Genomic DNA, 252 nt, shown 5'->3' on the forward strand with positions numbered 1-252 from the left:
GAAGAAAAACGCACCTGTTCATTCTGCGGGAAGTCCGAAAACGACGTTAAAAATCTGATCGAAGGCGAACACGCCTTTATCTGCAACGAATGTGTAGAAACTTGCGGCATAATGCTGCAAGACAACGAATCCAACGAGATTGAAAACGAGCTTGCCAAAGCGAACGAAGAAAACGCCGAGAAAAAACTGCCTACCCCGGCCGAAATCGTTGCCAACCTCAACGACCACGTTATCGGTCAGGAACACGCAAAA

General features: G+C 47.6%; 1 protein-coding gene. It reads left to right on the plus strand.

The genetic code is table 11. The features are described from left to right. Window positions 1-252: ClpX C4-type zinc finger protein (locus ACTHSP_RS23910; RefSeq protein ID WP_440347220.1), on the plus strand; the 252-nt coding region annotated here is incomplete at both ends.

This window comes from Neisseria sp. P0001.S005 (assembly GCF_051963715.1).